Annotated in this window: 9 protein-coding genes and 1 pseudogene; 7 read left to right on the top strand and 3 right to left on the bottom strand. The window is 68.9% G+C overall.

What is annotated here, in order from left to right:
* Nucleotides 1-215: 215 nt before the first annotated feature.
* From AC2VOK_RS06355 to AC2VOK_RS06345, 3 genes are all read right to left on the bottom strand, one after another.
* Complete coding sequence (locus AC2VOK_RS06355) at nucleotides 216-1130, bottom strand: class I SAM-dependent methyltransferase (protein ID WP_428899723.1); 915 nt, start codon at nucleotides 1128-1130, stop codon at nucleotides 216-218.
* A 25-nt stretch (nucleotides 1131-1155) separates the two neighbouring features.
* Entirely contained in the window at nucleotides 1156-2064 is a 909-nt protein-coding gene (locus AC2VOK_RS06350; protein ID WP_428899722.1) for a class I SAM-dependent methyltransferase, read from the bottom strand.
* 98 nt (nucleotides 2065-2162) lie between these two features.
* Complete coding sequence (locus AC2VOK_RS06345; protein ID WP_428899721.1) at nucleotides 2163-2957, bottom strand: DUF3109 family protein; 795 nt, start codon at nucleotides 2955-2957, stop codon at nucleotides 2163-2165.
* 241 nt (nucleotides 2958-3198) lie between these two features.
* Here AC2VOK_RS06345 and AC2VOK_RS06340 point away from each other — a divergent pair, with 241 nt between their 5' ends.
* The 7 genes and pseudogenes from AC2VOK_RS06340 to AC2VOK_RS06310 all read left to right on the top strand — a co-directional run bounded on the left by AC2VOK_RS06340 (nucleotide 3199) and on the right by AC2VOK_RS06310 (nucleotide 8490).
* Entirely contained in the window at nucleotides 3199-4215 is a 1017-nt protein-coding gene (locus AC2VOK_RS06340) for a Ppx/GppA family phosphatase (protein ID WP_428899720.1), read from the top strand.
* A pseudogene (locus AC2VOK_RS06335) lies at nucleotides 4212-4422 on the top strand (hypothetical protein); the annotation flags it as partial. The gene AC2VOK_RS06340 and the pseudogene AC2VOK_RS06335, both read left to right, overlap by 4 nt.
* An 818-nt stretch (nucleotides 4423-5240) precedes the next feature.
* Nucleotides 5241-6083, top strand: a complete 843-nt coding sequence (locus tag AC2VOK_RS06330; protein WP_428899719.1) for a sugar phosphate isomerase/epimerase family protein — start codon at nucleotides 5241-5243, stop codon at nucleotides 6081-6083.
* Between the two features lie 14 nt (nucleotides 6084-6097).
* Complete coding sequence (locus AC2VOK_RS06325) at nucleotides 6098-6940, top strand: thioesterase family protein (protein WP_428899718.1); 843 nt, start codon at nucleotides 6098-6100, stop codon at nucleotides 6938-6940.
* A 27-nt stretch (nucleotides 6941-6967) separates the two neighbouring features.
* The gene (proC, locus tag AC2VOK_RS06320) at nucleotides 6968-7843 is read left to right on the top strand and encodes a pyrroline-5-carboxylate reductase (RefSeq protein ID WP_428899717.1); all 876 of its coding nucleotides are present in this window, start codon (nucleotides 6968-6970) and stop codon (nucleotides 7841-7843) included.
* A 140-nt stretch (nucleotides 7844-7983) separates the two neighbouring features.
* Nucleotides 7984-8241: a cell division/environmental response transcriptional regulator gene (locus AC2VOK_RS06315; RefSeq protein WP_421531195.1), complete on the top strand. Its 258-nt coding sequence runs from the start codon at nucleotides 7984-7986 to the stop codon at nucleotides 8239-8241.
* 147 nt (nucleotides 8242-8388) lie between these two features.
* Nucleotides 8389-8490, top strand: coding sequence for a 30S ribosomal protein bS22 (locus AC2VOK_RS06310; RefSeq protein WP_003402602.1), 102 nt, complete (start codon nucleotides 8389-8391; stop codon nucleotides 8488-8490).
* The last annotated feature ends 176 nt before the right edge of the window (nucleotides 8491-8666 follow it).

Genomic DNA, 8666 nt, shown 5'->3' with positions numbered 1-8666 from the left:
CATTGACCCAGTGTGCGTCGAGGGCTTTGAGCGTGCACCCAGGGCGGTTTCCACCGGCGTGTCGCCGCCCAGGATTCACCTCCCGACGCCCAGGTTTCACTCTCGATCCGCGGGCGGCCACGACCTCGTCGGCCACGACCTCGTCGGCCACGGCCTGCGCCAGGGCCATGATCGACACCTGCGGGTTCACCTCCGGGCGGCGCCACGGCCCGCGGTCACCGGCGGTGCGCGGAGACGAAGAGGTTCGGCATGAGATCTTTGGCCGTGTGGTTGCGGCCGTACCGGGTCAGCCAGTCGTCCAGGGGCGTGGTTGTCGCCGCCCAGCCGTGGTCGGTCAGCCAGGACCCGACGTCGGTGCGTTCCTGCGGGTACCAGAGCTCCTCGACGTCGACGACGTCGTTGTTGACCAGCCGGGCCGCGGCCGCACGCAGGCGATCCATCTGGTCGCGCTGGCGTGCCAGCCACTCGGGATCGAACGCCTCGGCGCCGACGGCATTGGTGGCCACTCGGCTGCCGGGAGCGCTGAGTGCGTGGACGCGTTCGAACAACAGGTCCTGCGCCGACGGCGTCAGATACCGAAGCAGTCCCTCAGCCGACCAGCATGTCGGCCGATCCGGGTCGAAACCGGCATCGCGGAGCGCCTGAGGCCAGTTCTGGCGCAGGTCTACCGGTACACGCACCAGCGTCGCACCCGGTCGGGCGCCGTGGCGGGACAGCGTGCGGGTCTTGAAGTCCAGCACCTGCGGTTGGTCCACCTCGTAGACGGTGGTCCCGTCCGGCCACGGCAGCCGCCAGACCCGCGAATCCAGACCCGAGGCCAGGATCACCATCTGTCTGACCCCGGCGTGTGCGGCGGCCATGAAGAACTGGTCGAAGAACGCCGTCCGCACAGCCATGAAGTCCACCATCGCCTGCAGCTGAGCCCGTACGTCGGCGTCGTCGGGCAACATCGGCTGGGCGAACAGGCTCCAGATTCCCGCGCCGGCCTCGTCGAGGAAGAGCCGCGCATAGGGATCGCTGATCAGCGGGTTTTCGCTTTCGCTCTCCACCGCCCGTGCCGCGGCGACCTCCAACGCCGTGGCGCCCACGCTTTCGGTGATGTTCCAGGTGTCGTCGTCGGTTCTGGGCACGCTCATCGCCTCCCTTGGGATCGCATCAGGTTCGGATCGCGGTGTAGTAGTTACTCCCGGCGAACGGCGATGATGCCGTACCCGGGGCCATGTCGTTGTCGGCGAGCAACCGGCTCAGCGGCGTCGTGACCGTCTGCCAGCCCTGCTGAGCCAGGTATGTCGCGACGTCGTGACGTGGGCCGGCGTAAACCAGGTCGGAGGGCTCGACGTCGAAGCCTTGATCGCCCCATCGTTTCCGGAGCGGCTGCATCACGTCACGGCTCGGCGGTACGAAGATCTCCGCGGCCAGCCGGCTGCCGGCGGCGCTGAGCGTGCTGATGCTGTCCAGCAACCGGTCCTGGGCATCCGGCGGCAGGAACGGCAGCAGGCCTTCGGCGATCCACGCGGTGCGCCGCTGGGGTTCGAACCCGGCCTCACGCAGCGCGGCGGGCCAGTCCAGCCGCAGGTCGATCGGCACCGCCCGCAGGTCGGCAGTCGGCGCAGCGTTCATCTCGGCGAGCGTGGCGGTCTTGAAGGCGATGACTTGCGGCTGGTCGATCTCGAACACGGTGGTTCCCGTCGGCCAGGACAGTCGATAGCTGCGGGCATCGAGCCCGGCGGCGACTATCACCGCCTGCTGGATCCCCGCTGCTGTCGCGTCGAGAAAAAACTCGTCGAAATAGCGGGTGCGGACTGCCATGAGGTCGACGAACCACTGAAGAACCTGCCGGCACTCGTCGTCGGAGACGTCGAGTTCCCCACCAGCCCAACGCGTGAAGAATTCGATTCCCACGGCGCGGACCAGCGGCTCGGCGAACGCGTCGTCGACGAGCGGGCGATCAGTCTGGCCGGCAACCGCCCGCGCAGCGGCAACCAGTGTCGCGGTCGCGCCCACGCTGGTGGCCAGATCCCAGGTGTCGTCGTCTCGGCGTCGCCCTGTTCCCATATCGCCCATCATTGCACCCTGGAGCCATGCACCCCCTTTCCGGCCGACGCGGGCGCCGAGGCTCACCAGCTGCCGCCAGCTTTCACCGAATTGTCGTGCAGCAGAACTCAAATGACGCTATCGCCGAGCCGGGTGGCCGGATGCACCGCGACGAGCCCCAACGTGCTGCGCCGCGTGCACATCGCCGCGAGTTCCGCGTAGGCCTTGGCGCCCAGCAGTTCGGTGAGTTCGTCGGCCAGGCTCTCCCACACTGCAGTGGCGCCGACATGGGCACCGGGGTCGCCGGTGCAGTACCAGTGCAGATCGGCGCCGCCGGGGCCCCAGCCGCGGCGGTCGTATTCGGTGACCCAGGTCTTGAGGATCTCGGTGCCGTCGGGCCGCGTCACCCATTCCTGGCTGCGCCGGATCGGCAGCTGCCAGCAGACGTCGGGCTTCATCGTCAGCGGCGCGACACCCAGCTTGAGGGCTTTGCTGTGCAGCGCGCAACCCGCGCCGGCAGGAAAGCCGGGCCGGTTCAAGAAGATGCACGCATCCTTGTGTCTGCGGGTTCGGTACTGCGGTTGGCCCTCGTGCTCGTCGAGTTCGAGGTATCCCTTGCGGCCCAGGCCCTTGTCGCGGAACTGCCAGTCGTCGTCGGTCAGCGTGGTCACCGCGTCGTCCAGCCGGGCGCGGTCGTCGTCGTCGGACAGGAACGCGCCGTGCGAGCAACATCCGTCGTCCGGACGTCCCGCCACCGTGCCGTGGCAGGCCGGGGTCCCGAACACGCACGTCCAGCGCGACAGCAGCCAGGTCAGATCGGCCGCGATCAGGTGCTCGGCGTTGTCGGGGTCGTAGAACTCCACCCATTCACGGGCGAAGTCCACATCGACTTCCTGCCCGGGGCGGGCGTCCGTGTTCGGCACGGACCCCACGGTAGACCACGATTCGGGCCCGGCGCCCTGCCGACACCCGGACCCCGGCGGCCGTGAATTGCGGGATCCGTGCGGGTCGAACAACGCTGCTCATGCCGCCCGGCCGGATCTGATTGCCTGTCTCCTCCTCGGACCGCTACGCGGTCCGCATCGTCGCCCGGCTGGATCTGATTGCCTGTCTCCTCCGCGGACCGCTACGCGGTCCGCATCGTCGCCCGGCTAGGTTGATTGCGTGCGATTGGGCGTGCTCGACGTGGGTAGCAACACGGTCCATCTGTTGGTTGTCGATGCCCACCGGGGCGGTCATCCGACTCCGATGAGTTCGACGAAGGCCACGTTGCGGCTCGCCGAGGCGACGGACAGCTCGGGCAAGATCACCAAGCGCGGCGCGGAGAAGCTGATCTCCACGATCGAGGAGTTCGCCAAGATCGCCGACAGCTCGGGCTGCGCGGAGCTGATGGCCTTCGCCACGTCGGCGGTGCGGGATGCCGAGAACTCCGAGGACGTGCTCGCCCGGGTGCGCAAGGAGACGGGCGTCGAACTCCAGGTGCTACGCGGAGTCGACGAGTCGCGGCTGACCTTCCTGGCGGTGCGCCGCTGGTACGGCTGGAGCGCGGGCCGCATCATCAACCTCGACATCGGCGGCGGTTCGCTGGAGTTGTCCAGCGGCGTCGACGAAGAGCCCGAGGTCGCCATGTCGCTGCCCCTGGGCGCCGGGCGGTTGACCCGGGAGTGGCTGCCCGACGACCCGCCGGGCCGCCGCCGGGTGTCGATGCTGCGCGACTGGCTGGACTCCGAGCTGGCCGATGCCGGCGTCGCAGTCCTGGAAGCGGGCGCTCCGGATCTGGCGGTGGCGACGTCGAAGACGTTTCGCTCGTTGGCGCGGCTCACCGGGGCGGCGCCCTCGGCGGCCGGGCCGCGGGTCAAGAGGACGCTCACCGCCAACGGCCTCAGACAACTCATATCTTTCATCTCTAGGATGACGACCGCTGACCGCGCGGAGTTGGAAGGGGTGAGCGCCGAACGAGCACCACAGATCGTGGCGGGTGCCCTGGTGGCGGAGGCGAGCATGCGAGCGCTGTCGATCGAAACGGTGGATATCTGCCCGTGGGCCCTGCGAGAGGGACTCATCTTGCGCAAACTCGACAGTGAAGCCGACGGAACAGCCCTCGTCGAGACCGCGGTGCGCGATGCTGGAGACCGGGTGGGGGATCGGAACGCGAACCGATCGAGAGGCAACAAAGCATGAACGGACCACACTCCGAGACCGAGGGCTCCAGCACTCGGCCCATCTCGGTGGCCGAATTGCTGGCCAAGAACGGCACGATCGGTGCCCCCGCGGTCACCCGGCGCCGTCGCCGTCGGCGCGGCGACAGCGACGCGGTCACGGTCGCGGAGTTGACCGGTGACATCCCGGTCATCCGCGACGACCACGAACAACCCGGACGCGAAGCTGACGGTAACCCCGCGGCGGCAGCCGCCGAGTCCCCCGCCGCGCGGCAAGGCGAACTCGCCACCGGAGACCAGCACGATCTCGCCACCGGAGACCAGCACGATAAGGCCTACTGGTCGGAGCCCGAGCCGCGCTGGCCCAAGTCACCGCCGCAGCCCGCGCGCGTCTCGGGGCCCGAGCGCAGCGCCTATCCGCGGCCTGTCCGCCAAGCCGACGAACCCGACACCGGGCAGCAATCCGGTGCCGAGGAGATGAGTCCCGACCCGGTCGGCGAGTACGCCGGCATGCCCGTCGACGTCATGGACACCGAGGTGCGCGACGCCGAACTGGACGACGAAGACTCCGCGTTCGTGCGTTCCTACCTGCACGATTCGACCCTGTTCGGGGGGCAGACGCTCGCCGACGAACTCGCCCGCCAGCGCCGTGGGACCGGCGCGGGGGAAAGCGACGCAGATCGCGACGCCGGCCGCGCCGACGTCGCCGCCGAGGAGCGCCCGAACGAGGCCGGGGTGCCGGGCAGGCTCGAGGCGCTGTGGCGCGGCAGCGTGGTCGTCGTGCAGTCGATCCTGGCGGTCGCGTTCGGGGCCGCGTTGTTCATCGCCTTCGACCAGCTGTGGCGGTGGAACAGCATCGTCGCGCTGGTGCTCTCGGTCCTGGTCATTCTCGGGCTGGTGGCCGGCGTCCGGGTGGTTCGCAAAACCGAGGACATCGCGAGCACGCTGATCGCGGTCGTGGTGGGGGCGCTGATCACGCTGGGGCCGTTGGCGCTGTCGTTGCAGTCGGGCTAGATACCACCGGACCTACGCGGAACCACAAGGACTGTGCGCCCAGCGATCAAAGTCGGTCTGTCAACGGCCTCGGTGTATCCCTTGCGGGCCGAGGCCGCGTTCGAGTACGCGGCCAGGCTCGGTTATGACGGGGTCGAGCTGATGGTGTGGAGCGAGTCGGTCAGCCAGGACATCGACGCCGTCCGGAAGCTTTCTCGGCGCTATCGCGTACCGGTGCTGTCCGTGCACGCGCCCTGCCTGCTGATCTCGCAGCGCGTGTGGGGTGCCAACCCGATCCCCAAGCTGGCGCGCAGCGTGCGGGCTGCCGAGCAGCTCGGCGCCCAGACCGTCGTCGTGCATCCGCCGTTCCGCTGGCAGCGGCGCTACGCCGAGGGATTCAGTGACCAGGTCGCGGCACTGGAGGCGTCGAGCGACGTGCTGATCGCCGTCGAGAACATGTTCCCGTTCCGGGCGGACCGTTTCTTCGGGGCCGGCCAGTCGCTCGAGCGGATGCGCAGGCGCGGCGGTGGTCCCGGAGCCGCGATTTCGGCGTTCGCGCCCTCCTACGACCCGCTGGACGGCAACCATGCGCATTACACGTTGGATCTGTCCCACACCGCCACCGCAGGCACCGACGCACTGAACATGGCGCAGCGGATGGGTGCGGGCCTGGTTCACCTGCACCTCTGCGACGGCAACGGGTTACCCGCCGACGAGCACCTGGTCCCCGGCCGCGGCACCCAACCGACCGCCGAAGTCTGCCAGATGCTGGCCGCCGGCCACTTCGCCGGCCACGTGGTGCTGGAGGTCTCCACCTCGTCGGCGCGCTCTGCCAGCGACCGCGAAAGCCTGCTCGCCGAATCGTTGTATTTCGCTCGTACCCATCTGTTGCGCTGAAACCCCAGGAGATCATGAACGCGCTTTTCACCACCGCAATGACCCTGCGGGAGGCCGGTCCCGGCGTATTCGAAGGCGAGCTGGACAAGCGCTGGGCGATCGGCCCCAAGGTGCACGGCGGCGCGATGCTGGCGCTGTGCGCCAACGCCGCGCGCATTGCGTGCCAGGCACAGGCGCCCGGGGGCGGACCGGTCGTGCAGCCGGTTGCGGTGTCCGCGAGCTTCCTGTGGGCACCCGATCCGGGGCAGATGCGACTGGTCACGTCGATTCGCAAGCGGGGCCGCCGGATCAGCGTTGTGGACGTCGAGCTCACCCAGGGCGATCGCACCGCTGTGCATGCGGTGGTCAACCTCGGCGAGCCGGAGCACTACCCGCCGGGCGGCGGGGTGGCGCCGCTGTTGTCGGCCAATCCGATCACCGACCTCATGGCACCCGAACCCCCCGAGGACGTCGCGCCGATCGGCCCGGGCCACCCGCTGGCCGGCCTGGTGCACCTGGGCGAGGGCTGCGACGTGCGACCGCTGCTTTCGACGATGCGGCCCAGCGCCGACGGGCGCCCGCCGGTGATCCAGATGTGGGCGCGTCCCCGCGGCGTGGCCCCGGACGCGCTGTTCGCGCTGATGTGCGGGGACCTGTCGGCGCCGGTCACCTTCGCCGTGGACCGCACCGGCTGGGCGCCCACCATCCAGCTCACCGCGTTCCTGCGCAGCCTGCCCGCCGACGGCTGGCTGCGAATCATCGCCACCTGCACCGAGATCGGTCACGACTGGTTCGACGAGGACCACGTCGTCGTGGACAGCCTGGGCCGGCTGGTGGTGCAGGCGCGGCAACTGGCGCTGGTCCCTGCCGCCGGCTAGGACCCGGTGTCTGCGATGCTGTCCGGCATGGCAAGGATCGCGATCATCGGCGGCGGCAGCATCGGCGAGGCATTGCTGTCGGGTCTGCTGCGTGCCGGCCGGCAGGTCAAAGACCTGGTGGTGGCCGAGCGGATCCCCGAACGCGCCACATACCTCGCGGATACCTATTCGGTGCTGACCACGTCGGTGACCGAGGCGGTGGAGAACGCGGCCGTCGTCGTCGTCGCGGTGAAGCCCGCCGACGTCGCATCGCTGATGGGGGAGCTGGCCCGGGTGGCTGTCGCGGCCGAGAACGACACTGCCGACCAGGTGTTCGTCACCGTTGCGGCGGGCATCACCGTCACCTATCTCGAAGCCAGGCTGCCGGCCGGAACGCCGGTGGTACGGGCGATGCCGAACGCCGCGGCGTTGGTGGGCGCGGGCGTCACCGCGCTGGCGAAAGGCCGCTTCGTCACCCCGGGGCAGCTCGAGGAGGTCTCGAGGCTGTTCGAAGCCGTTGGCCAAGTACTGACCGTGGCCGAATCCCACATGGACGCGGTGACCGCGCTGTCCGGCTCGGGTCCGGCGTATTTCCTGTTGATGGTCGAGGCATTGGTGGACGCCGGCGTCGCGGCCGGCCTGACCCGCGAGGTGGCCACCGAGCTGACCGCGCAGACGATGGCCGGGTCCACGGCCATGCTGCGCGAAGCGCTGGACCAGGACCGGCGCCCGGGTGCGGGCGAGGGACTCGGCAAGCGGGTGGACGCCTCGGCGGCGCAGTTGCGGGCGACGGTGACGTCGCCCGGCGGTACGACCGCGGCTGCGCTGCGCGAACTGGAGCGGGGCGGGCTGCGGGCCACCGTCGACGCGGCGGTTCAGGCCGCGAAAACGCGCTCTGAACAGCTACGAATTACATCAGAATAATTCGGTTTTTTCGAATTTGTTGTCCCCCACCAGTACCAGTAACCCCATTAGTCCCGCTATTCTCCTTCTTGTATGCACGCGTGTGTGCCAGCGGAGGGGAAGCCGCTGGCATTGCGTGTGCCTGACACGATTGGGTTGTGATGACTTCAACGAACGGGCCATCTGCGCGAGATTCCGCCAGCAAGGCGCGGGATGCGAGTTCCGGCGATGGCCAGCAGGCCAGGACACAGTTCCTCACCGTCGCTGAGGTGGCGGCGCTGATGCGGGTCTCCAAGATGACGGTGTACAGGCTCGTGCACAACGGCGAATTGCCCGCGGTGCGAGTCGGGCGTTCCTTCCGGGTACATGCCAAAGCCGTCCACGAGATGCTGGAGACGTCATACTTCGACGCCGGCTGAGCTGAGCCCGCGCGCCGCCGACGCGCGGCCCGGTGGCCGTCCGCACGCCGGGCGGTCCCGGTTTGGTGTTCTCCGCGGGTGGCTGGGTAAAGTGGCGAGGTCTTTTCAGTCCTTCACCAACCGGTCACGGGTCAGATAGCGGAGTTCATGGGTTCAGTAATCAAGAAGCGGCGCAAGCGTATGTCGAAGAAAAAGCACCGCAAGCTGCTGCGTCGTACCCGGGTGCAGCGCAGAAAACTCGGCAAGTAACCCCCGCTGCGCGGGTTTCGCCGGCGAAGGCCCGTACTCGGCCGTCACGCTTCCGTTCCGGTTCGCCGCTAGGCTGTCCGGGTGTTGCGTCCTGGAAGTTGGATTGGACTAGCGGGTGAAAGTCCCGTCCCGGTAGGTACCGGAGCGCCGGGTAGCAGGCCCCGGTTTGTCGTGGA

This window comes from Mycobacterium sp. TH-M116, from assembly GCF_057473685.1.
Note: the sequence above shows the minus strand (reverse complement) of the source record. Positions and strands in the feature narration are given on the sequence as shown.